The sequence below is a fragment of the Maribacter sp. MS6 genome (assembly GCF_056839185.1).
Genome location: NZ_CM166389.1, coordinates 3005947 through 3029433, shown reverse-complemented (window position 1 = coordinate 3029433; position 23487 = coordinate 3005947). Strand labels below are relative to the sequence as shown.

At 35.7% G+C, this 23487-nt stretch carries 24 protein-coding genes; 22 read left to right on the top strand and 2 right to left on the bottom strand.

Annotated elements, in window-relative coordinates; all coding sequences use genetic code 11:
* Positions 1–21: 21 nt before the first annotated feature.
* The 22 genes from MS6x_RS13245 (at position 22) to MS6x_RS13140 (ending at position 20701) form a co-directional block, all read left to right on the top strand.
* Positions 22–1023: a YybH family protein gene (locus MS6x_RS13245; protein WP_482602813.1), complete on the top strand. Its 1002-nt coding sequence runs from the start codon at positions 22–24 to the stop codon at positions 1021–1023.
* Between the two features lie 22 nt (positions 1024–1045).
* Positions 1046–1498 (top strand): hypothetical protein, encoded by a 453-nt coding sequence (locus MS6x_RS13240; protein ID WP_482602811.1) that lies wholly within the window; start codon positions 1046–1048, stop codon positions 1496–1498.
* Positions 1499–1600: 102 nt separating this feature from the next.
* Positions 1601–2488 (top strand): S41 family peptidase, encoded by an 888-nt coding sequence (locus MS6x_RS13235; RefSeq protein WP_482602809.1) that lies wholly within the window; start codon positions 1601–1603, stop codon positions 2486–2488.
* A gap of 59 nt (positions 2489–2547) precedes the next feature.
* On the top strand, positions 2548–3642 hold the full coding sequence (locus MS6x_RS13230) for a serine hydrolase domain-containing protein (protein WP_482602807.1): 1095 nt from the start codon (positions 2548–2550) through the stop codon (positions 3640–3642).
* Between the two features lie 12 nt (positions 3643–3654).
* On the top strand, positions 3655–4515 hold the full coding sequence (locus MS6x_RS13225; protein WP_482602805.1) for a helix-turn-helix domain-containing protein: 861 nt from the start codon (positions 3655–3657) through the stop codon (positions 4513–4515).
* Between the two features lie 13 nt (positions 4516–4528).
* Positions 4529–6238 (top strand): serine hydrolase domain-containing protein, encoded by a 1710-nt coding sequence (locus MS6x_RS13220; protein WP_482602803.1) that lies wholly within the window; start codon positions 4529–4531, stop codon positions 6236–6238.
* Between the two features lie 25 nt (positions 6239–6263).
* On the top strand, positions 6264–7172 hold the full coding sequence (locus tag MS6x_RS13215; RefSeq protein ID WP_482602801.1) for a TolB family protein: 909 nt from the start codon (positions 6264–6266) through the stop codon (positions 7170–7172).
* Positions 7173–7278: 106 nt separating this feature from the next.
* Complete coding sequence (locus MS6x_RS13210) at positions 7279–7590, top strand: helix-turn-helix domain-containing protein (RefSeq protein ID WP_482602799.1); 312 nt, start codon at positions 7279–7281, stop codon at positions 7588–7590.
* A 76-nt stretch (positions 7591–7666) separates the two neighbouring features.
* On the top strand, positions 7667–8206 hold the full coding sequence (locus tag MS6x_RS13205; RefSeq protein WP_482602797.1) for a serine hydrolase domain-containing protein: 540 nt from the start codon (positions 7667–7669) through the stop codon (positions 8204–8206).
* A 393-nt stretch (positions 8207–8599) separates the two neighbouring features.
* Entirely contained in the window at positions 8600–9427 is an 828-nt protein-coding gene (locus MS6x_RS13200) for a helix-turn-helix domain-containing protein (protein WP_482602795.1), read from the top strand.
* Between the two features lie 367 nt (positions 9428–9794).
* Entirely contained in the window at positions 9795–10760 is a 966-nt protein-coding gene (locus MS6x_RS13195; protein WP_482602793.1) for a S41 family peptidase, read from the top strand.
* Between the two features lie 4 nt (positions 10761–10764).
* The gene (locus tag MS6x_RS13190; RefSeq protein ID WP_482602791.1) at positions 10765–11277 is read left to right on the top strand and encodes a nuclear transport factor 2 family protein; all 513 of its coding nucleotides are present in this window, start codon (positions 10765–10767) and stop codon (positions 11275–11277) included.
* A 259-nt stretch (positions 11278–11536) separates the two neighbouring features.
* Positions 11537–12013: a leucine-rich repeat domain-containing protein gene (locus tag MS6x_RS13185; RefSeq protein WP_482602789.1), complete on the top strand. Its 477-nt coding sequence runs from the start codon at positions 11537–11539 to the stop codon at positions 12011–12013.
* A 228-nt stretch (positions 12014–12241) separates the two neighbouring features.
* Positions 12242–12721 (top strand): leucine-rich repeat domain-containing protein, encoded by a 480-nt coding sequence (locus MS6x_RS13180; RefSeq protein ID WP_482607170.1) that lies wholly within the window; start codon positions 12242–12244, stop codon positions 12719–12721.
* 118 nt (positions 12722–12839) lie between these two features.
* The gene (locus MS6x_RS13175) at positions 12840–14609 is read left to right on the top strand and encodes a serine hydrolase (protein WP_482602787.1); all 1770 of its coding nucleotides are present in this window, start codon (positions 12840–12842) and stop codon (positions 14607–14609) included.
* A complete protein-coding gene (locus tag MS6x_RS13170) occupies positions 14606–15802 on the top strand; it encodes a serine hydrolase domain-containing protein (RefSeq protein WP_482602785.1) in 1197 nt (398 codons plus the stop codon). The genes MS6x_RS13175 and MS6x_RS13170 overlap by 4 nt, the downstream gene beginning before the upstream one ends.
* Positions 15803–15850: 48 nt before the next feature.
* Positions 15851–16420 (top strand): hypothetical protein, encoded by a 570-nt coding sequence (locus MS6x_RS13165; protein WP_482602783.1) that lies wholly within the window; start codon positions 15851–15853, stop codon positions 16418–16420.
* Between the two features lie 29 nt (positions 16421–16449).
* Positions 16450–17211, top strand: coding sequence for a hypothetical protein (locus MS6x_RS13160; RefSeq protein ID WP_482602781.1), 762 nt, complete (start codon positions 16450–16452; stop codon positions 17209–17211).
* Positions 17208–18725 (top strand): amidohydrolase family protein, encoded by a 1518-nt coding sequence (locus tag MS6x_RS13155; protein ID WP_482602779.1) that lies wholly within the window; start codon positions 17208–17210, stop codon positions 18723–18725. The genes MS6x_RS13160 and MS6x_RS13155 overlap by 4 nt, the downstream gene beginning before the upstream one ends.
* 29 nt (positions 18726–18754) lie before the next feature.
* Positions 18755–19969 (top strand): carboxypeptidase-like regulatory domain-containing protein, encoded by a 1215-nt coding sequence (locus MS6x_RS13150; RefSeq protein WP_482602777.1) that lies wholly within the window; start codon positions 18755–18757, stop codon positions 19967–19969.
* 174 nt (positions 19970–20143) lie between these two features.
* Positions 20144–20506, top strand: coding sequence for a hypothetical protein (locus tag MS6x_RS13145; protein ID WP_482602775.1), 363 nt, complete (start codon positions 20144–20146; stop codon positions 20504–20506).
* Between the two features lie 12 nt (positions 20507–20518).
* Positions 20519–20701, top strand: a complete 183-nt coding sequence (locus tag MS6x_RS13140) for a hypothetical protein (protein WP_482602773.1) — start codon at positions 20519–20521, stop codon at positions 20699–20701.
* A gap of 611 nt (positions 20702–21312) precedes the next feature.
* On the opposite strand, the gene MS6x_RS13135 is transcribed toward MS6x_RS13140, so the two are convergent.
* Positions 21313–22704, bottom strand: coding sequence for a tyrosine-type recombinase/integrase (locus MS6x_RS13135; RefSeq protein WP_482602771.1), 1392 nt, complete (start codon positions 22702–22704; stop codon positions 21313–21315).
* A 252-nt stretch (positions 22705–22956) separates the two neighbouring features.
* On the bottom strand, positions 22957–23460 hold the full coding sequence (locus MS6x_RS13130) for a ClbS/DfsB family four-helix bundle protein (RefSeq protein ID WP_482602769.1): 504 nt from the start codon (positions 23458–23460) through the stop codon (positions 22957–22959).
* Positions 23461–23487: the final 27 nt, after the last annotated feature.

Below are 23487 nucleotides of genomic sequence, written 5' to 3'. Positions count from 1 at the left end.
AAAAACTGATAAACTTTAACTATGAGTGCAACGGACATTTTAAAAAGACTTTTCCTATTGCTTGTGATAATCCATTCAACGGACACTTACTCGCAGCAAACCTCCATTTCCTTTGAGTTAAATGGTAGGGCGTCAAATGAAGAACTTAAAAATGGAAATCATGAGAACTCAAAGAACCAGTTTTTAAAATTTATTGGCGAATGGACACTTAAAAATGACGACTGGTCACAAAACTGGGGAAATGGAAGCGAGCTTATTAAAATTCCAAAACATCATACGGTTTCGGCAGGAATTAATACTGAGAATAGTTTGATATCCATTATTGATGGTCCCGAGCCTAACGGACATATCCTTTGGACTTATAATCCGGTAACCAAGGAAGTAGAACATTTATCCAGTTTCGGAGAATCAAGAATCGGAGTGGGCAAAGGAACTGTAAACGAAAACGGAGATGTCACCTTAAAGATTTCTTTTGAAGGAGAACCGGAAGGAACCTACCGTTTATATACGTACAAATGGGTCGATGCCAACGAATATGACCTTATGTCTATTCAATATGATGCCAAGGACAAACCTACGGGCAATTTTTACGGAGGCACTTTTATTAGAATCCAAAGGACAAAAAAGGAGCAAGGGAAACAAGAAATCTTGAACCACGGAGAAGTCATCCGAAAGGCGTTTTCCGAGGGTGATGTTGAAAAGATTAAATCGTTGCACCATCCCGATGTAATAAAGGCACTAGGGTATAATGATATTAAAAATGGCAGGGATGAAGTCATGGAAGGGTTGGCAGGGACACTTGACAATTTCAACCTGGAATTTATTGAAAATGACGTTGAGTCTATTTTAATGCAAGATAATATGGCCATTGAGCAAACTAGATTTGTCATAAAAGGAACTCCAAAACAAGGCGGCGAACCATTCATTTTCAAGGGTAGAACCATGGTTACCTATATAAGATATGACAAAAGCCCTACGGGATGGGCGACGATTCGAGAAATCATTCAACCAGCGACGGAATAGCAATTTTAAGGACTATTAAAAAGTGAAAAGAGTTTTATACATATTAATCATTGTTTTGTTCTCTTATTGTTCCCAAAACAAAGAGAAAATCCCCGAGAATACACTTGAATATACTTTTCTCAACGAAAAAAATAGCGTCAACCCAAAAATATTGGGACTATGGAAATCGATTGGAAATGGGTATTATCTCGAAGCAAGAACAGATAGTATAGTATTATATAGCTATACCAAAAGCTTTACCTACAAAGAGAAAAATGACTACTTAGAAGGTCTATTAAATTCACAAAGTCAATTTACCTTTCGTGAAGATACCCTTGGAATTTATTTGACCGATTTTGGCAATAATACCCAAACTTTACAAACAAAAAAAGATTTTATCAAAGTCGACAAACTCCCAGAGAACAGCATTGGTTTTTCTGAATTGACAAAGCTAAGTCCGGAAGAACTCTTTAAACTCTATATGGAGACGATGTAGGAAAACTATGCATTTAGTCAGAAAAGAAATCTTGACTGGCAAGTCCTTTTTGAGGATTACAAGGACAGTATTTCATCGAGCAATGAAACACTTTTTAATACGATGGGAAAATTTGCGACCCTGACCAAAGACCAACATACAAAAGTTATTTCAGCGGACGGAAAGACGCTTCAATATCGCTTAACGCCATCGGCAGAAATTGTTAAAGAGGTCTTCAACAGTCAATCTGAAATCAAAGACCTTAACGAATATTTCAATGTATTCTTTGAGACCAATTACAAAAACATATCGGATAGTCTGTTGCAAGGAAACGGACAAAAAAGAGCAAATGACAAATTGGAATGGGGCCATTTAAAAGAAAATATTGGTTATATCAACATTCATTCTTTTGCTGGTTTTATGAAAAAAGAATTTTCAAGAAAGCAGCAAATAGACAGCCTTAATTTTTATATGCAGGATATCATAAAAACCTTTGAAGATAAAGATGCTATCATAATTGATGTCAGTTTTAATTTTGGTGGATATGATGCAACTGCCCTCACGATAGCGAGCTATTTCACAGAAGTCCCTGTCTTTTCTCACAAAAGTCAAGTCTACAATAATGGTGAATTTTATGACGAAGATGATGTCATGTTACATCCTGCTGATTCAAAAGCATTCACAAAACCAGTTTATGTGCTAATGACCGATATTAGTAGAAGTGCTGCTGAGGGTTTTGCTATGATGATGAATGCGCTACCGAATGTAAAACTTGTCGGCACGAATACTTTGGGAACCCTGTCCGGTATGTTGGGCAAGTCAATCGGGAATTTTTATACCACGTATTCCAATCAAAGATTGGTCGATAAAGATGGCCTATTCTATGAGGTTTCTGGTGTTGAACCTGATGTTAGATTAGAGGTGTTTTCGCGAGAGAACATCTTTAATGGTCATATGGATGCTGTGGATCAATTAATTGGAATCATAGGAGAGAAAGAAAAAAGCAACTAACAATTTGTAAAATACATACTTTGCTAAGTGAATCTATGAAGCAAGAGCCATTACCCATTATGAGAATAAATACAACCTTAACAATTTTTATCCTATTCATAAGTGTACTTTCTTATGGCCAAAACACCTATACCTATTCACAACCATTGGAACTCGGGGACGGATGGCAAACAAACTATCTGAAATCGCAAAATATAGATACGACAAGAATCTACCAATTATTCAGTCAGGTGCTGAATGGTAAAAATAAACTGCACAGTGCTTTGTTGGTAAAAAATAACCAAATCATTATTGAAGAGTATTTCAATGAACATTCTGTGAATAAGCAACATGACCTACGTTCAGTAACCAAAAGCATACGGTCCATTTTATTGGGAATTGCATTGGATAAAGGATTCATTGGTACTATTGATGACCCCATTTCAAAATATCTCAAAAATAAAGTGCCCAAAAAAAATCTAGATGAAAGAAAGGATAAAATTACGATAAGACATTTAATAACGATGTCGACCGGACTTGATTGTAACGACTGGGACAAGAAATCTGATGGACAAGAGGACAAAGTGTATCGAAAAAAGGATTGGGTTCAATACACACTAGACCTACACATGGTCAATGAACCAGGAACAGTTTCAAATTATTGCTCAATGGGCACCCTGTTGCTGGCGGAAATCATAAGTCAAACCTCGGGAATGACCATCGATGCATTTGCAGAAAAATACCTGTTCGAACCTTTAGGCATTTCAAATATAAGTTGGGGCCATACATCCACCAAAGAAGTGATTCCTTCAGCCAAGCGATTGTATATGACTTCACGGGACATGGCAAAAGTCGGACAATTGATACTCAACAACGGAAAGTGGGACGGAACACAAGTCGTTTCCGAAAAATGGATCGGGGAATCGACCACTCCAAAAACTAAAATCACAGGAATCGATTATGGATATCTATGGTGGAACATCCCATTTAAATTAAATGAAGATATGGTCATTTCCAAAATGGCCACCGGAAATGGTGGTCAGTATATTATGATTTTTCCAGAAATGGAAATGGTTGCGGTGTTTACCGGTGGCGCGTATAATTCACAAGAAGATAAATTGCCGTTTGCCATAATGAAAGATGTTTTTCTTCCAACATTTGAGAACAAAAAATAATAAAGAACAACAGTGAAAATATTGACCAAAGGAAAGTATTATGGAAGACAAGATTTAGAAAAATCTTTCAATGGTATTATATTATCTCGATATAATTACTTTACTGATAAAACAGATTGGCATTACCACGAGAATCCCTATTTCTGGTTTGTTCTGAATGGAGATATGATGGATTGCAATAAGAAAGTGAAGACCCTGTGCCCATCAGGAAGTTTAATGTTCAATAATTGGCAAGAAGTTCATTATGGTTCTAAACATTCTGAAAATGCAAATGGTTTTCATTTAGAATTTCAAAAAGAATGGTTCGATAATAACGGGATAGATTTGGACTTATTTGAAGGCAGCCAATTAATTCAAAATCCTCAAGTGCATTTTCTTTTCGCTAAGTTATACTATGAATTTATTCGCTCAGATACATACAGTGAGGTCACTGTAGAACTTCTATTATTACAAATCTGTGAAGTATTAGGTGGCTTAAAAGAAGATAATGTCAAGAATGTTCCAGACTGGATAAATAATCTGAAAGAGTTACTACATTTCGATAATTCAAATCTTAGCTTGAGATATCTTTCAGACCAGCTTGGAATACATCCCGTTCATATCTCAAGGGCAGCACCAAAATATCTCTCCACAAGTCTTGGAGAGTATGTAAGGCAACAGAAATTAAAAAAAGCTATTCCTCTTCTTCTTGACCCAAATAACTCATTGACAAAAATTGCATATCAATCAGGTTTTTCAGACCAAAGTCATTTCAATCGTGTTTTTAAATCCTATTTTAATATGAATCCAAGTAGGTATCGAAAAAAATTAAAGAAAATTGGCAATGTTAATCTGATACAATTCTTAATGGTATTAACGAATTACTTTTGGTAAAAAACTTAAAACCATGTTTAAACATCATACGGTAATTATAGTGCTACTGTCATTCATTTTTTCCAGTTGCGCACAAAAAGAGATACAAGACTATCAAGGTGAGTGGGTTGGGTTTTTGCTCAATAAAAAAAGTTTCAACTTTTATGTATCCTTAGAGAAATTAGAAGGAGCTAATTACCATCTAACCATAGCCAATGATGAAATGCTCATTGATGAAAATTTAGAATCATCCAGTAAAGATCATATACAATTCAACCTAGACCAAGAGCTGTTTTTCAATTTAATGTCTGATCAGGAGGGACAGGCACTGACCGGGTTTATTAAAACTGGAAGATTTTTTTATCACGTTAACCTTCCCAAAACAAGTGATAACAAGTACACTGGATCTTGGAATCCTTTTATGTTAGATAATGGTCTGCAGTCTAAGGATATCAATCTATATGTTGAAAATACGGAAGATGGCAAACTTGCCGCTTATCCCTTTTTAGGGGACCAAAGGTCCAGAGGGTTTTGGGCAACCGATTTTAAAAAGGAAGGAGATACACTTCTATTTCGAGACCAAAACGCGGGTTTTAATTTTCGAGCTGAGTTTCTGAAAAACACCATTGAACTTGAGATACTTTTAACCGATGCCTTTCTTGCCAAAACAAGTTTAAGGTTTTCTAAAGATGGTTGGGAATATAGTACTGATGACGTAGCTAATTCCGATAAAGTAAATATGCCTAAACAATTGGACGACGGTTGGGAGACAGCCCAGATTGAGAACTATGGTATCAATAAAAGAAATTTAAAACAATTAATCGATAGCATAAACGCCAAAAAATTGATTAATACCCATAGTGTATTAATTGCAAAGGAAAACAAGCTCGTTTTCGAAACATATTTCGATGGTTTTAATATCAACATTCCTCACGATACCCGTTCTGCTTCTAAAAGTATTTCGTCCGCCATTATAGGTATTGCAATTAATGACAGGATAATAGGAAGTGTTGACCAAAAGCTATATGATTTTATACCACAAGAATATCAATACACAAAAAATCCTTTGAAGTCGAAAATTACAATTAAAGACTTGTTGACCATGAGCTCAGGTTTAGATGTAAATGATAAAGCTTATGAAGATTACTACCAACAATCGGATAATTGGTTAAAAACAGTTTTAGAAGCGCCCATGGAAAAGGACCCTGGCAGTTATACTGACTATGGATCCGCTAATCCATTTTTGCTTGGTGTCAGTTTAAATGAGCGTTTGGATACACCATTAGAGCTTTTCATGGAAGAAAAGTTTTTTTCACCATTGGGCATTACAAATTATGTATTGAATACTGACAATACAGAAGAGATACCCTATTTTGGTGGAGGTATGCTTTTAACCCCAAGGGATTTCCTCAAATTCGGTCAACTCTATCTTAATAAAGGTAATTGGAAAGGGAAGCAAATTATTCCAGAAAGTTGGGTTGAGGAATCTTTTAAAAAGTACGGTCGATTGCAGGATTACAAGGACAAGAATGAGTACGGTTATCTATGGTGGCACGACACTTATATTGTTAATGGAAAAGAAATTGAATCCATTGAAGCACGAGGTGCCGGAGGTCAATTTCTTTCTATAATTCCAGAGCTGGAAACTGTAGTTGTGATAACCGCAGGAAATTATAGGAATAGAAAAGGGAATCAGTCACGGGAAATATTTGAAGCGTATATACTCCCTTCGATGGTAAAATAAATGGAGAGTGCTAAAACGGACAACTATGAAATACAACCATAGGAGACTATCCTTACTACTAATAAATCTTTCTATGTCCATCATTCTATTTGGACAAACTCAAGCAGATGAAAAACTAAAATATCTAGGTCAAAAGCCACCAACCACGACTCCGGAGATTTTTGCTCCCCATTTGATTTCTATCGAAAACGAATATGAATTTGGATCCGTTTTGAACGAGGATGCAACCGAGTTTTTTTATGGAGTAAATGTCAATGGGAAGGAGGAGATCCGATATTCTAAACTTATCGGAAACACTTGGAGTAAACCAGAAATACTTTTAGCACAAGAGAATTATGGTACTAATGATCCATTTCTTTCCCCTGACGAGAATAGACTTTATTTTATTTCCCAAAGACCTTTAAATGGTAGTGGCGATTCAAAAGACTATGATATTTGGTATGTAGAAAGAATGGAAAGTGGATGGTCCGAACCGATAAATGCCGGACCAAGCATCAACTCATCGAATGATGAATATTACATTTCATTTACCAACGATGGTACTATGTATTTTTCATCCAATAAAAATGGGTCCAGCTTTGATATTTATTCCTCAAAAACTGTTGACAGGGAATTTCAAAAGGCAGTTCCACTCAGCGACTCTATAAATACTTCAGCCTATGAAGCCGATGTTTTTATAGACCCAGAGGAATCCTATATTATTTTTTGTGCCACGAGACCAGATGGCCTAGGTCGAGGTGATCTCTATATCAGTTTTAAAAACACGGATGGTACATGGACTAAGTCAAAAAATATGGGCGCTTTGATAAATAGTAAAGGCCATGAGCTTTGTCCGTTTGTAAGTAAAGACGGAAAGTATTTTTTCTATACCAGCAATCAGGATATTTATTGGGTTGATGCTAAAATTATTGAGGGCCTTCTAGGGGAAAAGTAGGTGGTAAATACTGATAAAACAAGAAAATGACAGCTAGGTGACACCCAAATGTCGTGATAAAGACCAACCAATGGCAATAGCTTTGTACCAAACAAATTGATAAATCATGGAAAGCAAAACTATCGCAAAAAATCTAGTGTACCAACGCAAGTCAAAAGGATATACCCAAGAAGAACTATCGGAAAGAATACAGGTAACCCTCCGCACCATACAACGTATCGAAAAGGGCGAGGTAAGCCCACACCTTCAGACCGTTAAACTCTTGGCAGCTGCCTTGGAAATAGAAGTAGAAGATCTTTTACCGTTGGAAAACCCAAAGGAAGAAGCCATTCAAAAAAAGTGGCTGTTGCTCTTGCACAGTACGCCTTTTTTAGGTTTTATTCTTTGCACCCAATTGGCGTTGGATGAACGAGGATAAAAAACTGGCCTTCCAATTCGAACCCGGAACAAAATTCCAGTAATCAGGTGAAGGGTTCGAATACCTGCGAAAAGCCTTGGAAAGCAAATTCGATACGTCTTTGGAAAAACTGGCCGATTCCTTGGTTTTTAAACCTAATGGGATGAAGGATAGTCATCTGGTTTGGAACAAAGAACTGGATAGTACACGTTTTGTTGGCACCCATGATAAAGAGGGAAAAGCCTACGAATATGAAAAGGCATACGAAGCCAATGCTGCGGATAATCTATTGACCACCATAGAAGATTTCGGCAACTTAGGTGTCAATGTACTGAACAAAAAATATCTTGATGAAGCGGTTTATAACGAAATGATAAGTCCGCAATCTGAGGTCCGAGAAGGGATTGACTTCGGCTTGGGTTGGATTGTGTTCAACAATCTTCCCGATGACGAATATGCACTATTTAATGCAGGTAGCGATACAGGGGTCAATGCTTTGATCGTGCTGCTTCCCAAAAGTAAACGTGGGCTTGTGGTAATGACAAATGGGGATAATGGACGTGGATTGGCAATGAAAGCTATTGGGGAAACGCTTGGGGAAGCTGGTAAGGAAATTTTAAACAGATTTCAACAATAACCATTTAAGGTGAGTTGAACTTTAGAATAATGAAATTGATAATTTTTACCTAATTTATAATTTGAAAAATATAACTGATGAAATGCTTTGAGACAATCCATTAAACTCTTAAGAAGAGCTTAAAAAAAATAAGAATAAAAAAAATATTGCTTTAGAGCTAGTAGATGCTAACTCAATTTATCAAATGGAACCAAGTAAAGAAATGGATAAATTATTTTGAGATCGCTTTACATTACAGACTTTGATTTGAGAAATCTTCAAGAATCATATATCCAATCTTATTTATTCCTAAAGAACAATAATTGAACGACGTGTAAATGGCGGGTATAAATGCTATTATAAAATTTGTAGATTTATATAAAAAAGAGAAATTGCAAGAAAATAAATTCTTTAATGAAGCAACCATATCTGGGACAGAAAATTGCTGAACTGAGAAAATCTAAAGGATTAACGCAGGAAAATTTAGTCGAACGTTCTAAAATTAGTGTTAGAACTATTCAACGTATTGAAAGCGGAGAAGCGAATCCCAGAAATTATACGATTGAAAAAATACTATATGCCCTAGAATTAAATATGGAAGTGCTTCAACAAGATGAAGTCCCTGCGATAAACCATATAAGATTACTTAAACTGTCGTGGATATCAGGTATTGTATATCTAATGCTAGGGCTAATAGAAGGCCCTATGGATTTTACAAGAATAGTCAAGGAAGCTGAACTTATGGGAGTACTTGACTCGAGTTTTATGCCAATATTGGAGTATAGTAAAAACGCTTATTTGGTGGTGAAAATACTAGTGGCATTTACGTTCATTTTTTTTATTAAAGGATTTATTTTTATAGGAGTCAAAGAGAACAAATCAATATTGCAAATTGTAACAAAAATCTTGATTTGTGTAATGATTTTCATTCTTTCCTATGAAGTTGTTTCGCTTTATAATGAATCGCTTAACAGTATTATTGTACATTTTGGTATTTCTTTTGTCTTCGGTATACTCAGTATTATTTTTGGAATAGCACTGATTCAAATCCGTTCTTCTTTAGGTCTTATATGTACGCTAGCTGGGGCGCTTGAAATTAGTGCAGGTATTTTTTTCCTTTTTACAAATCCTGCTGGATTTCCAATTCAAATGCTAGCTGGACTATTGGAAGTTTTCATCATTTACAAAGCAGAACAATCCTTTAAAGATAAAATGGATTTAGTTTTCAAAATAAATAATTAAAATTGGATAAATGCATCAAATCCATTTTCAAAAAGGTATTTCAATTTTACAATATTGATTCGTACTAAATTTCAAAAGAACGGGTGATTGTATTTAACGGTTTAATATTAAACTAAAAATCCAAAAGAACATAGAACTGACTTTGTCTAAAAATCATTTGCATTTAGTGGATAACATTAAAGGAAATGAGTTAAGAGAGGGAATTTTTAAATAAACATTTTTTTAACAAGTTCGGATTTGTAAGTATCACTGTTCCCAATGATACCCTTTCCGATACCTTTTACAATAAATTTGAATAGCCATCAGATACCGATAATTTTGTTCATTAAAAATTATCATATTTCAATCAAACTCTTAAAAATTTCAAATGAAAATAGTTGTTGTATTTCTTTTTTTTATTTCCTCAACAAGTATAGTTTATTCGCAAAGCCTATCAAAAAAGCAGATTATAGAAATCACTGAAGCGATACCTAAATTGATTAGTGACCACTATGTATTCCCAGAAAAAGGTCAAGAAATTTCAAGAAAATTTCAGCAAAACTTAACTCCGAACAAGTATGTGAAATTTACCAATCCCAATGCGCTAGTAGAAGCCTTAACACAAGATATTAGAGATCTAGGAAATGACGGTCATTTGTATGTCAGTAAAAAAAAATCAACGGATACGGAAGAAGAGTTAGACTGGGAAGAAATTGAAAAGAGAGATGAGGTTGACAAGAATTTTGGATTTACTCATATACAAGTATTACCAGATAATATAGGGTATATCAAAATAGTGGAATTTATGCATCCTAAAAGATCCATGGCAACCGTAGTAGCCGCTATGAAAATTGTGGAGCAAACCAGAGGACTAATCATTGACCTTAGGGATAACGGAGGTGGTTACCCTGGTATCATGGAGTATATGCTAAATCATTATTTTGAAGGACCTCCGGAACACTTGCACACAACTCATTTTGCTGATGGTTCAAGTACGGACAAAAGTTACACTTCAGATTTAGTTTACGGTAAGCTAAGGATAGGGACTCCTTTATATATTCTTGTAAATGCAAGAACAGGCTCTGCTGCAGAATACTTTGCCTATACGTTACAGGCTTTCAATAAAGCTGTTGTTGTAGGTGAAAATAGTGCTGGCGCAGCACATATGAATGATTTTTTTGATTTACCCCATGACTTTAAGATTTCCATTTCTGTTGCTGCCCCTATAAGTGCTAAAACCAATACTAATTGGGAATTAACCGGTGTTGTTCCAGACTTTAAAACGACATCTGAGAAAGCATTTGAAAAAGCCCTTGATTTATTTAAAGCAGAAATGAATGTGAAAAATAAATAGATAAATGAAAAGACGTGACTTCTTTCAAAAGACAATTATAACATCGGGAGCTATTGTCTTGGGTAATGTCAACAAATCTTTCGCAGGACTATTAACTTCAGGAAAATTTAACTTTATGGAACAAACCCATCCAAACCTAACACTAGTCAATGACTTCTTTACAGCTTACGGTGCGAATGATTTAGAAGGAATTAAAAAAATTCTCGCAGAAAAAATCGAATGGCATATTCCAGGAGAACATCCGCTTAGCGGGACAAAAAAAGGAATTGTAGAAGTGCTCGATTTCTTTAAAAAGCTAAACAAAGGAGTGTTTAAAGCAGAACCAATAGTTATGGGTGTAAATGACAAATTTGTTATTGACTGCCATCGTAATTGGAGTAATGTAGAGCACCTAGAAAATTTAAATACTATGTCTTGTTTGCTTTGGAGAATCGAAGATGAAAAAATAGTAGCGGTACATAACTTTCCGGAGAACCAAAATGATGTAAATAACTTCTTTAAAAAGCTCTATGGCTAAATAGCAAAAAGCTAGGAAAATATTAAAGATAATTATTGAGAATCAACCAGATACAGCATCACATAATCCGTTAATTGAAATGCTCGGGGAAAATAACAGAATGAATCGGAATTGCAGTAATAGCACTATAATAATGAAATGGCACAAAAATGACATTTAAATGTCGTAGCGATGGCAAGCCCGTATCAGTAGTTTTGTGCCGGTAAAATTTTTATTCAATAAGAAATTCAATCAATAAAAAAAACCTAATATAAATACTATGAAAAAGTTACTTGTACTTTTATTGATAACAAAGAGCATTGTTGTTTTTGGGCAAAATGACCCTATTGTAAAATTCTCCGATTCTAATCTAAAACAAGCTATTCGTGATTACATTGATAAGCCAACGGGAGAATTTCATGTGTCAGATTTAGAACATTTAACTAGTTTATCATTATCAAATAAAGGAATCACAAACTTAAAAGGCTTAGAATACGCTAAAAACCTTGAAAGTTTACGATTGGATAATAATAAAATTAGTGATTTAAGTCCGCTTTCAAAACTTTCTAAGCTAACGAACTTAAGTGTTAATGGCAATGCTATAATAGACTTAAATCCAATAAAATCTTTAAAAAAACTGGAGTCCCTTTCTATTGATAGAAACGAGATATCAGATATTTCTAGCTTATATAACCTTAAAAAATTAATAAATTTTACCGCTAATTTTAATTCTATTAGAGACATTTCTGTTGCTTGACATTGGAAACGCCTTACGACCTTTAATGCGGCTTTTAATGCTTTAGATGACATAAGCCCACTAAAGGATTTAGTCCATTTATATGGTATTTGGATTCCCGATAATAATGTTCAAAGTATTGATGAACTGTCAAGGCTAAAGGACTTAGAAATACTTATTCTAGAAAAGAATCCTATTTCAGATATAGAAGTCTTACATAACCTACCAAAGTTAGTACAGTTGAACCTTATGTATACAAATATTAAGGATTTCACTTTGCTTTCTACATTAAAAGAGGTTGGTGTTCTCGTTTTGAGAGGTAATAATATTAAGGATATCAGTTTCTTGGAAGGAATGACAACTATTGAATGGTTAGATGTTAGGAATAACAATATCGATGATATTTCTGTTTTAGAATCACTTCCCAAGTTGAAGAAGCTATTTATTTCAGACAATACTATAGCGTCACTCATATCGCTATCAAACAGCAATCATTTGCGTTGGTTGGTATTTGAAAACAACAGAATTGATAATCTATGGCCACTTTATAATTTGAAATATTTAACAGATGTAATGCTTTATGATAATCCAATTAGTTCTTCAGATGAGCTTAAAAAAATGAATCATACCGTAATTCAAAAGATAAAGAATGATGGTAAGAACATCGCTTTGGAGGCGGTAGAAGTCAATTCAATTTATCAAACGCAGCCTAGCAAAGAATTGAAATAACCTGAAAAACCACGAACCAACATCGATAAAACATTAAAATGACAGCTAGGTGACACCCAAATGTCGTGTTAAAGACCAACCAATCGCAATAGCTTTGTACCGAACAAATCAATAAATCATGGAAAGCAAAACTATCGCAAAAAATCTGGTGTACCAACGCAAGTCAAAAGGATATACCCAAGAAGAACTATCGGAAAGAACAGAGGTAACCGTCCGCACGATACAACGTATCGAAAAGGGCGAGGTAAGCCCGCACCTTCAGACCATAAAACTATTGGCCACCGCATTGGGGATACAAGTAGAAGATCTTTTACCGTTGGAAAACCCAAAGGAGGAAGCTATTCAAAAAAAGTGGCTGCTGTTGCTGCATAGTACTCCATTTTTAGGTTTTATTCTTCCGCTCGCCAATATTTTAATTCCACTCTTTCTATGGATCCATAAACGGGAAGACAATTCAGTTTATGAAGCCCATGGCAGAAAGATCATCAATTTCCAAATCAGCATGAGCTTGCTTTATTTGCTTTCTTTCGTGGCCTTATTGACCGTTGAAAAGTGGGGATTCTTTCTCTTTATAGCCGTAATCCCTTTTAGTGTAATTATCATGTTATTCAATATAATAAAGGTCGTTAGAACACATAAATGCTACTATCCGCTATCGATACCATTTTTGGGTTCAAAGGGAAGGAATGCCATAAATTCCGTGATGCTTCTATCGATGTTGTTAGTCTGTACACATGCCACGTCACAAAAGAGAGACGTGATAACTCGATTGGACGGAACTAAAATAGCCCAGGATTCCTTGACCAATAAAATCAATCGGTTAATCAAGGATGCCGATGTACACGGAATTGCTGTGGCAGTTTTTAATGATAATTCAACAGTTTATCAACACACTTTCGGATATAAGGATTTTCCTAAAAAAGAGATGCTCACAGATGCTACAAATATATATGGAGCCTCGTTAAGTAAAGCTGTTTTTAGTGTTTTAGTAATGAAACTAGTTGAGGACAATGTTATTGACTTGGATGTTCCCTTAGAATCCTATTTACCCAAACCAATACATGAATACGAGCCTTTGACACGTTGGCATGATGATTATTCCGATTTAAAAACGGATAGTTTGTACCATAAGATAACGGCCAGAATGTGCTTGGCCCATACGACGGGATTTGCCAATTGGAGATTTTTTGAAGCGGATAGAAAATTAAGGGTCAATACCCCACCAGGTGAGCAATATAGCTATAGCGGCGAAGGCTTTGTGTACTTACAGGTTATTCTTGAGAAAATTACCGGAAAGGGGCTTGAAGAACTCGCCCAAGAGCTTATTTTCAAACCTTTACAAATGAAAAACTCTTCTTATGAATGGCAAACAAGGTTTGAAAATGATTTTGCCTATGGCCATATGAAAGATGGCAATAAATACAATAAGGATACTGACAATGAACCAAGAGCTGGGAGTACTTTAGAAACTACGGCACGTGACTATGTCAAGTTTTTAACCGCCATTCTCCATCAAAAGATTTTGAGTAAGGCTTCTTACGATGAAGTTTTTAAACCACAGATTAAAGTAAACTCTTTAAAAAACTTTGGTCCGGATGCCAAATTGAACACGAACAAATATGACGACCTAAACTTAAGCTATGGTCTAGGTTGGGTTTATTTAAAAACACCCTATGGCAAAGGCATATCCAAAGGCGGACATGGAGATGGTTTTCAACACTACTCGATCCTGTTCCCTGACTCTGGAATTGGTATTCTTATCATGACCAATTCCGATAATGGTGAAAGCATCTATAAAGAATTACTGGAATTCGCTATTGCCGACGTATACACCACTTGGGAATGGTCAAATTATATTCCATATGATACTAAAAAAATTAAAAAATGAGAATTCCCACAATAGTACTTTTAACCATACTACTTGCAAGCTGCTCACAATCAAAAGTGGCACAGATCGAACGTTTGGACGGTTCAAAAATAGCAGTCGAAGAATTGAACCAAAAAATTCAAAAATTGGTGGATACTGCCAACTTAACCGGAATAACAGTTTCCATTTTTAATCAAGATACCCTTGCCTATCAAAAGGCATTCGGGTTTTCAAACTATAAACAAAAGGATAGCCTTGGCGTAAATGAGGTTTTTTACGGTGCTTCCCTAAGTAAGTCCGTTTTTGGATACATAGTAGCGAATCTTGTACAAACCAGCATCATTGATTTGGATAGGCCTTTACAGGACTATTTGGAAACCCCGATCCCGGAGCTGTATTTTGAAAAAGAGTGGAGAGGTTTCAAGGACCTAGCGGATGATAAAAGATATGAACGGATAACAGCAAGAATGTGTCTTTCCCATACGACTGGGTTTCCCAATTGGAGATGGATATCTAGAAAACAAGAATTTTTTCCTGAAGGAAAAATATATTTTTACTTTGATCCTGGGACTGAATATAGTTACTCTGGTGAAGGTATTCGCTTGTTACAAATCGTAATCGAAAAAATTACAGGAAGAAATCTGGAGGAATTGGCTAGAGAAATTATTTTTGATCCTTTACATATGGATATGACCAGTTATGTATGGCAAAATCGTTTTGAAAGCAACTACTGCCTTGGTCATAACATTGATCAGCAAACTATAGAAAAAGATACGGAAGATGAACCTGGTGCCGCAGGTTCAATGGAAACAACACCTGTTGACTACTCAAAATTTTTAGAACACATACTTGCTTTAGAATCTCAAGATTCGCCGCTAACCGAAATGATGTTCTCACCGAACATTGAAATTGTTTCAAAAAAACAATTTGGACCGGAGACCTTAAAAACTACAACTGAAAACAAAAAAATAGGATTGAATTATGGTATGGCTTGGGGGTTGATAACCAAAACACCTCACGGTAAAGCGGTATTTAAGGAAGGGCATGGCGAGGGATTTCAACATTATTCTATATTATTTCCAGAAAAAAATATGGGCGTATTGTTAATGTCCAATAGTGATAATGCCGAAAGTATATTTAAAGAATTATTGGAAATCACGATAGGAGATGTGTATACGCCTTGGGAGTGGGAAAACTATATTCCCTATAAGTAATGAAAACGATGTCCCCCTTGGTCTTTAAAAAATAGAAAACCATAAAAAATGTTGACAAAAAAAATCATCTTAGTGGTATTGGTGTTCATGAGTTGTATATGCTGTAAGAACCAGAACAATAAAACGGATAAACTAGCAATCGCCAAAGATTTCTATGGTATTTTGAACACTTCCGATTATTCAAAACTACCTTCGATTGTCAACCATAGTATTCTTACTAAGGAAATCGATTATGAAAAAGCCTTTTCCATTATGGATTATACCGAATTATTGAGATGGGATTCCGTATTTAAACCGAAATATAAAATACTTGAAATAAAAGAAGAGGACGGCAAGGTAAAAGCACGTGTTTCAAAAGAGTGCCAACGAATCCTTTTTTTACATGGGGAACCTACGGTAACCAATGAAACAATTCAATTTGAAGATGGAAAAATAACTTCGGTTGAAATAACCGATTATGCTTTTTTCGATAACCCGAAATGGGATAGTAACAGAACCAAACTATTAAATTGGATAGATGAAAACCACCCAGAATTAAATGGATTTTTGCATGATCAAACCTTAACAGGAGCAATAAAATATATGAAGACTATAGAACTGTATAAAGAAGCACATTGATAAATTATACATAGCTACACCACAAAAAAATGAGCCTTAAAATAAACCTATTAATTCTTATAAACCTGCTTTTTTCGTGCCACGGAAAAAGCCAAAATCGTATCACGATACATATTCCAACGGCAGAATCGGAGTCGGAATACGTCTGGAGAACACTTCAGGATATCAAATTTTTTGAAGAAAACAAGTATCAAATCAGTCTTCCCAAAGGTCAGCTGATTGAGGAACTAAAGGCGAAATCCAAAAAGGATTCACTATCCGAAGAAGATTATAAAAGGTTGAAAACTTATATTAAAGACAGTATCTACCACAGATCGGATTATCTGAAGGGGTCTGAAAAAATAGAAAACGAACGGGCACTCATCAACAAAATGATCCGTGAAATAGAAGAGCTAAAACTGAATTGGAACTTTAAGCTATTCGACAACTATGAGATAAATCTTACCCTTTATGGCCCTGGTGGAAGCTATGATCCAGATGAAGGTTCAATATTAATTTTCACGACTCCCGAAGGAAAGTTCAAAAATTATGATAATCCGGCCAACACCATTATTCACGAAATAACCCATATTGGAATTGAAGAAGCGATCAATATAAAATATCAAGTTCCTCATACTTTAAAGGAACGCATAGTGGATACTTTTGTTTTCTTGAATTTCAATCAGTATTTGCCAAATTATCGAATACAGGATATGGGAGAGAAAAGGCCGGACGGGTATCTCAAAACGAAAATAGATTTAAAGGATTTAAGCAGTTTTGTCGAAATAATCATGAAAGAAGAAAAGAAATGAAATTAAAGTTTAAAAAAGGTATCCTCAAAAAAATAATACTAGGAATTGTTTTTCTAGTTGCATTGGCATTAGGAGGCGAATACCTATGGTCTACCCATCAAATAAAAAAGCATACCGGTAGCCTAACTCAAGTGATAGACCCAACCCCATATTTCGAGACGTTTGAGGCTGTTGGTATAAAAAACGTAAATATCTATGTATCTGATAGTGCTGCTTTCGTCACAAGAAACCTTGTTTTGAAAAACGGCAAAATAGCCGCTATAGATAGTCTTGGAATTTTACAACCGAGCATCGACTATATCGATGGCACCGATCAATTTTTAATCCCCGGACTGGTGGATACCCATGTCCATCTACTGAACAGTAAGAACGACCTATACCTCTATTTGGCCAATGGGGTAACCTCGATTGCCGAAATGTTTGGTACCGAAACTCATTTGGAATGGAAAACAGAGGCGGAAAACGGGGCCATAAGTCCGAATATGTACGTGGCTTCAAGTAAGGTAGGAAGTCAAAAAGGCTTTCAAGCGGAGATGAGCAAAAACTACGGCGGGGCCATTCACTATCAAAATATTGAAGCCGCTCGGGAAGGTATCGCGGTATTTAAAAAAGAGGGCTACGATGCCGTGAAGCTGGGTAGCCTGCTGAACGAGGAAACCTACTTGGCCATCATCGATGAGGCCAAAAAACAAGAACTACCCGTAATAGGGCATTTATCCTATAACATACCATTAGAGAGCCTCTACGTTTCCGGGCAATCACAAGTGGCCCATGTCGAAGAAATTACCAAAAGTACGATGGAAGCTTTTGGCGGTGTAAGCTATGGCGATGAGAAACGCTATCTAGACTACCTACAAAAGAACGCGGATAGTATTGCCATCAAACTACGGGAAAAGAACATAGCAGTTTCAACAACGGTCTGGTTAATGGAGAGCCTACCCGAACAGAAATTCGATTTGGATAATTTCATTCAAACCTTAGCACTTGAATATGCCAATCCCGGCGTTGTTGAAGGTTCAGGATTGCGGCAAGGTTGGTTGCCGGGCAACAACGAATACGAAGACCTTGAAATCAAACAAGATGCCGAACGGTTGAAAAAATCCAGAATATTTACCGATGCCTATGTAAAGGCCATCCAAATCATGTGCAGGGCATTGGCTAAAAACAACACCACGGTTCTAGTAGGAACCGACACCAACGTCCCCGGGGTAGTACCGGGGTTTTCTCTTCACGACGAACTGGAATCCCTAGCTAGACTTGGCTTTTCCAATGAACAGCTTATGCACGCAGCAACAGCGGCCCCTGCAAATTTCATGAAAACGAAAACAGGAAAAATTGAGGTTGGTTTTGAATCGGATTTGGTGTTGCTTTCCAAAAACCCCCTAGAGGATATCACTAACACAAAATCGATAGAGACCGTTTTCTTTGATACCTATATGATTGACAACAACGGAATTAAAAAATTGTTGGCTGAAATTGAAGAAGTAAACAACAATAACAGAAAAATCAAGTAACAAATTAATCAAAGTTCCGTCTTGGAAATATGAATACGAATCGAAAAAACGCTTTTTACTTTATTTTACTATTGTTTTCGCTAGTGGCTACCGGACAAAAAACTTTTTGCACTATTTCAGGTCAAATCTTGGATAAAGAAACTACCGAACCGGTCGCTTTTGCTTCCATTTACCTAAAAGGAAAGGCAATCGGCACCATTTCAAACGAAGAAGGTTATTTTGTTTTTCATATTCCCCCTGGTCAAAAAGGGACTCCAATCGTAATATCTGCTATGGGGTATACCAGTTTGGAAAAAGATCTCGAATCCTTTTCAAGGGATGGAAAAATTTTATTGTCATCTCAAGTCAATCAACTCGATGAAGTTCAAATCACGGCGACCAAACAAAAAACGCTCACAGGCAAAGAGATTGTTAAAAGGGCCTACGATGCAATAAAGAACAACTATCCTACCGAGCCCTATATTTTGGAAGGATTTGTACGGGACCTCCAAAAAGAAGATGAAAACTGTGTTGAATACCTTGAATGCGCCGCAAAATTTTACCACCAAGGTCTTCAAGTAAAGCGTGAACCTCAAGTAGAATTAGTTGGGGTAAGAACCAATTTTATTGCCAAAAAGCATCCTTGGAACGGGAACTCGGAACGGAAAAATTCAATCATCGATCTGGTCGAAGATGATTTTATCCGATTTGATTACGGTCCCATTACCGGAAGAAAAGGTTGGAAATATGCAATAGATAGTATCCTCCCCTACAATAATCGGTTGGTTTATAAAATTACGGGGATCGATAAACCCTTTCAGACCGCTACCTTGTATATAGATACCAAAACATTCGCTTTTGTTCGAATGGAATTGACTAGACAAGCCATCAACAACAGGTCTTGGAGGAGGCGATTTACCAACGGTGCCCTTCAGGTATATTATAACGTCATCTTCGAATATCAAGAATACAAAGGCAAAATGTACTTGAGGTATCAAAAAGAAGAGGATACTTGGAGAATTTTCAAGGGATTGGACTCTAAGAAATTGCTTTTTACCCAGTATCCTAAAAAAGAACTATTCATCAATAACATCATTATTGAGAATGTCAAGGAATATCCATTCAAAAGAAATATGGATATTGGTACAAGCATTGAAAATCAAGCTAAAGAATTCAATTTAGATTTTTGGAATTCATATAATATTCCGACCCTAACAGAAAAAGAAAGTAAAATAATCGCTGAACTGAGAAATAGGTCAAATTAGCATTAACTGATATCGGAACTGCTTTGAAAGACGGAAACAACAAATACTAATAATGGTAGTCATGACCAACGGCTATAATGGTAGGTGCTTGGCCGTGAAAATGATTGGGGAAGTTTTAGGTGATGCAGGGCAAGAAATTCTTGCGAGGTTTTGGTAAACGAATAATACGGCACAATGAATAAAATCATCATAATTTTAGCTTTATCGCTTTTTCAGGAAACAGTTGCTCAAATTGAAAACGACGTTCCAATCTTCCAAAGGCCTTTGATTGTAAATTCAGAAGATGAGTTACTGGTTGTAAAAATTGAAAACACAGATTTTTGGGTTACTCCAGCACTTTACCAAAGTACCGGACAAACTATAAAACAGGGATTGGATAGCATCGCGTCCACTTATGGAATACAAACTGAGAACCATGTATTGAATGGCGTTTTTTTATTAAGAAGGGAGTTGAATGGGACAAGCTCTGTATCATTAAGAAATGTTTATACGGCTAAGGCAAAAGAAATAGCACTTAAAAAACCTACGGGAATTTAACAAGTAAAATGGTTGTCAACCAGAAAAGCTTTGCGGACCATTACGTTTCCACATATCAAAACCATGATCGAACAGACTATCAAAGAACCGAATCAAGTCTGGGGTGGCACCCTATTGCAGTTTAGGGAAAATGAAAAGTGGAACTCAGATTTGTTGGAAGAATTTTATCCTCTTTCGAGAAAAAATCATCATTAAAATCATCAACTGTAAAGAGAAGTCTCAGTTAGAAAACTAAAAGTAGTTTTAAAGGAAAAATTATTGGTAAATCATATAGAACGTTACCTTCAAAAAGCTTTTAGAATAAATCCATGAACGACGAAACAATCGCGGTTAAAAACACTTTTAAGACTTACCTCTACTAGCGTTAAACATGATATTATAAACAAACTGGCTCTGTTTTATAGACTAAGCAGGCATTAAAATAGAACATTTTTCGGCACTACATTTTATCCTAACGTTCAAAAAACCTGTTTCCACTTAATTGAACTAGTATGTCTAATCCCACCCATATTTGAACTTAAAATATTGCTTGTAAAGTCTATTAAATGGTTTAGTTGTCTATAACTAAGGATAAACTATTGGAAAGTTTAGCGAAACCCTAATTTTCAAAGGGGTCAGACGGCACCTAAATTAAACTTCACAATTTTTAAGCAATGCTTTTTAGTAACATTAGCTTTTGAAAGGCTGAGGAAGAAGTTTCTTTAAAATGACCGTCCCGAAAAAAAACTTATCCGTAGCACATTAAGAACTTCGACTCTTTTTGTCATTCTAATCTCGAATATAATATGAGATTGTAGATAACTTTTTCAAAAATCAATAACAGCATCTAATGCATCATCAGCTTCCTTATGAATGAAGTTTGCTTGATATCCAATCGTGGTTTTGAGATCGCTATGGCGATATAATTTTTGAAGCATGTAAGGACTAATTGAATCCCCTGCAATATTTCCAAAAGTATGACGAGCAATATGGTTCGACAAGTTTTTTTCTATGTTACACTTCTCAGCAATTCGCTTTAGGTATTTATCAAACAGACTACTTGCGTTTCTAATTTTTACGAATTTATCGTATTCACTTTTTGGATTCACATAATCCAAAAACGGAAAGATATACTCCTCAGATTTACGCCTATTCTTATAGAGGTCAATAATACTGTCTGCTTTTTCAGGTACCTTGAGATTAATTGGTTTTTCATTTTTATTCATGGTATAAAACAAACGTCCATCTTTAAAATCCGACCATTTCATCTCCAACACATCGGATATTCTTATCCCTGCAAAGTAGAATGAAAATAGCCATACATTACGAGTGTGCCAAATACTTGTTCGTTCTTGCAAATTCAAATCTTCTATCCTTAACACTTCTTCTCTTGTTAGTCCGATTTTATGACCCGATGTTATTTTGATTTTTTCTTTCTCTCCGGCAAATGGGTAAGACTTTCTATCAACTTCGCCATAGGTAATAACCTGATTAAAGAGGGTTCGAACAAAAATCAATTGATTCGTAACGGTGCGGGTTTTTTGTCCTAAGTATGAAGTGCAAAAGGATTTATACTTATTTAAGAAAGCTGTGTCAATTTCCTCAAAGGAAAGAGTTCTCTTCTTGGCGAAAGCCTTAATGTCATCAACCATCGAATGTTCTGGTTTACGTCCTTGAACCATCCGTTTTATACGACGTTCCTTTATCTGCTCAATTGCAGTTTCCATTGGAACGCTGGTATTCAAATTCAAAAACTCCTCTAGGTTACATAGGATAGATAGTTCCGATTTCGCAACAGAAAATGTTCCAGCTTTATACTTTTGCTCAATGCGTTCAGCAGCAGCCTCAAAAAATGAAACTCTATTTCCTTTACGTTTTACTTTATTGGTTATTTGCTTCGTGGATAGACGTTGATCACTGGTTTCCGCATCAAGAACACTTGCATGGGCTTCACTCAACTTTTTTTGAAGTAGATTATTCAATCTAGTCGAATTAGGATTTGACTTTTTTACGCAACGTTCAGTAGCATTCCAATTTTTTTCCAGAATGTAATTTCCCGTAAAAATATAGCTTGGTTTTCGATTTTTTATTACTCGAACTGCAATAGGAAAAGTACCGTCTTTTTTTTTTTGTGCTTGACAAGCACTAATTTTATTGAGGCCATGATTTTTTATCTTTGAATAAAGATACTCGAAAGTTGATAAAAAAGGGTAAAACATAGGTAAAACATTTACTGCTTTTACATACTATTTTATGGTTTTATAAAAAATACCAACCCCTTTAAACACTAGTATTTACTATATATTAGACCATATTACACCAACACCCTCAAGGCTCATAACCCGAAGGTCACTGGTTCGAGTCCAGTTCCCGCTACTAACAAACACAGGGCTTCCGATTTCTCGGAAGCCTTTTTTTATGTTATAGGCAAAGTTATAGGCAAAATAAAATCTCTTATTTACTTAATAAATTTAAACCTGTTTTAAACACTTGGAAATAAGTTTCAGTCCCCAATCATAATGACTGGAGGTAGCTGAAACTATATAAGCACCTAAAGAGGTACTGCCTGTCCACGGAAAGTGTTTTTTTTCAAAAAGTTCAGTATTAGTGTGTGCCTTTATAATTCTCTGTACGTCTTCAAAAGAACTTTCTAATAGTGTTCTAACCTTGTCTTTCGGAGTCTCATCATACATTTTCCATATCTCCCTATTTAGCTCCGGAACGGTACGCCAAGTATATCCCTTTGCTGGCATTTCGGGTTTATTTCCCTTCATCCCATCTACATACCAAACCAAAAACAAGGTGTGCCAATGATGTATGTGTGCCAGTACATCACGTACGTTCCTGTTTAAATAACTTGCTGGAAATTCCGCATTCTGTTTTTCTTCAGGTAAGCCTTCTACAAAAGCAAGTAAATCTTTAAAATTAACATTGCTCTGAGACAACAACTCCTTTTTTGATTTAGGTCTTGGCATTGGATTTAATTTTTAAGTTGATACGTA

What these genes read in the sequence shown, in the direction of transcription:
- MS6x_RS13245 (WP_482602813.1), top strand. Translation starts at nt 22, where the DNA reads ATGAGTGCAACGGACATTTTAAAAAGACTTTTCCTATTGCTTGTGATA.
- MS6x_RS13235 (WP_482602809.1), top strand. Translation starts at nt 1,601, where the DNA reads ATGGGAAAATTTGCGACCCTGACCAAAGACCAACATACAAAAGTTATT.
- MS6x_RS13230 (WP_482602807.1), top strand. Translation starts at nt 2,548, where the DNA reads ATGAGAATAAATACAACCTTAACAATTTTTATCCTATTCATAAGTGTA.
- MS6x_RS13220 (WP_482602803.1), top strand. Translation starts at nt 4,529, where the DNA reads ATGTTTAAACATCATACGGTAATTATAGTGCTACTGTCATTCATTTTT.
- MS6x_RS13215 (WP_482602801.1), top strand. Translation starts at nt 6,264, where the DNA reads ATGAAATACAACCATAGGAGACTATCCTTACTACTAATAAATCTTTCT.
- MS6x_RS13210 (WP_482602799.1), top strand. Translation starts at nt 7,279, where the DNA reads ATGGAAAGCAAAACTATCGCAAAAAATCTAGTGTACCAACGCAAGTCA.
- MS6x_RS13200 (WP_482602795.1), top strand. Translation starts at nt 8,600, where the DNA reads ATGAAGCAACCATATCTGGGACAGAAAATTGCTGAACTGAGAAAATCT.
- MS6x_RS13195 (WP_482602793.1), top strand. Translation starts at nt 9,795, where the DNA reads ATGAAAATAGTTGTTGTATTTCTTTTTTTTATTTCCTCAACAAGTATA.
- MS6x_RS13190 (WP_482602791.1), top strand. Translation starts at nt 10,765, where the DNA reads ATGAAAAGACGTGACTTCTTTCAAAAGACAATTATAACATCGGGAGCT.
- MS6x_RS13185 (WP_482602789.1), top strand. Translation starts at nt 11,537, where the DNA reads ATGAAAAAGTTACTTGTACTTTTATTGATAACAAAGAGCATTGTTGTT.
- MS6x_RS13180 (WP_482607170.1), top strand. Translation starts at nt 12,242, where the DNA reads ATGTATACAAATATTAAGGATTTCACTTTGCTTTCTACATTAAAAGAG.
- MS6x_RS13175 (WP_482602787.1), top strand. Translation starts at nt 12,840, where the DNA reads ATGGAAAGCAAAACTATCGCAAAAAATCTGGTGTACCAACGCAAGTCA.
- MS6x_RS13170 (WP_482602785.1), top strand. Translation starts at nt 14,606, where the DNA reads ATGAGAATTCCCACAATAGTACTTTTAACCATACTACTTGCAAGCTGC.
- MS6x_RS13165 (WP_482602783.1), top strand. Translation starts at nt 15,851, where the DNA reads ATGTTGACAAAAAAAATCATCTTAGTGGTATTGGTGTTCATGAGTTGT.
- MS6x_RS13160 (WP_482602781.1), top strand. Translation starts at nt 16,450, where the DNA reads ATGAGCCTTAAAATAAACCTATTAATTCTTATAAACCTGCTTTTTTCG.
- MS6x_RS13155 (WP_482602779.1), top strand. Translation starts at nt 17,208, where the DNA reads ATGAAATTAAAGTTTAAAAAAGGTATCCTCAAAAAAATAATACTAGGA.
- MS6x_RS13150 (WP_482602777.1), top strand. Translation starts at nt 18,755, where the DNA reads ATGAATACGAATCGAAAAAACGCTTTTTACTTTATTTTACTATTGTTT.
- MS6x_RS13145 (WP_482602775.1), top strand. Translation starts at nt 20,144, where the DNA reads ATGAATAAAATCATCATAATTTTAGCTTTATCGCTTTTTCAGGAAACA.
- MS6x_RS13135 (WP_482602771.1), bottom strand. Translation starts at nt 22,704, where the DNA reads ATGTTTTACCCTTTTTTATCAACTTTCGAGTATCTTTATTCAAAGATA.
- MS6x_RS13130 (WP_482602769.1), bottom strand. Translation starts at nt 23,460, where the DNA reads ATGCCAAGACCTAAATCAAAAAAGGAGTTGTTGTCTCAGAGCAATGTT.